This window comes from Rhodococcus sp. PAE-6 (assembly GCF_025290685.1).
Lineage (GTDB): Bacteria > Actinomycetota > Actinomycetes > Mycobacteriales > Mycobacteriaceae > Rhodococcus > Rhodococcus pyridinivorans.
Window position 1 is genome coordinate 1 of the sequence record NZ_JAOCLZ010000086.1, and the last position, 821, is coordinate 821.

The window sequence follows — 821 nt, forward strand, 5'->3', positions numbered from 1 at the left end:
TGAGTGCCGCGGCTTCGGCGGTGTACTTGAGCCCCGCTACATTGTCGGCGCAGAACCACTTGACCAGTGAGCTATTACGCACTCTTTCAAGGGTGGCTGCTTCTAAGCCAACCTCCTGGTTGTCTCAGCGATCCCACATCCTTTTCCACTTAGTACACGCTTAGGGGCCTTAGCCGGCGATCTGGGCTGTTTCCCTCTCGACTACGAAGCTTATCCCCCGCAGTCTCACTGCCGCGCTCTCACTCACCGGCATTCGGAGTTTGGCTGATTTCGGTAAGCTTGTGGGCCCCCTAGACCATCCAGTAGCTCTACCTCCGGTGAGAAACACGCGACGCTGCACCTAAATGCATTTCGGGGAGAACCAGCTATCACGGAGTTTGATTGGCCTTTCACCCCTACCCACAACTCATCCCCTCAGTTTTCAACCTAAGTGGGTTCGGGCCTCCACGACGTCTTACCATCGCTTCACCCTGGCCATGGGTAGATCACTCCGCTTCGGGTCTAGAACATGCCACTCATGCGCCCTATTCGGACTCGCTTTCGCTACGACTACCCCACACGGGTTAACCTCGCGACATGCCACTAACTCGCAGGCTCATTCTTCAAAAGGCACGCCATCACCCACCACGAACTGAATCGTGCATCGGCTCTGACGGATTGTAAGCGCACGGTTTCAGGTACTATTTCACTCCCCTCCCGGGGTACTTTTCACCTTTCCCTCACGGTACTAGTCCGCTATCGGTCACCAGGGAGTATTCAGGCTTATCGGGTGGTCCCGACAGATTCACACCGGATTTCACGGGCCCGGTGCTACTCGGGTA

At 56.2% G+C, this 821-nt stretch carries 1 rRNA gene; it reads right to left on the bottom strand.

Going from position 1 to position 821, the window contains the following annotated elements:
- Positions 1-821 (bottom strand): 23S ribosomal RNA (locus NVV99_RS26330); the annotation flags it as partial.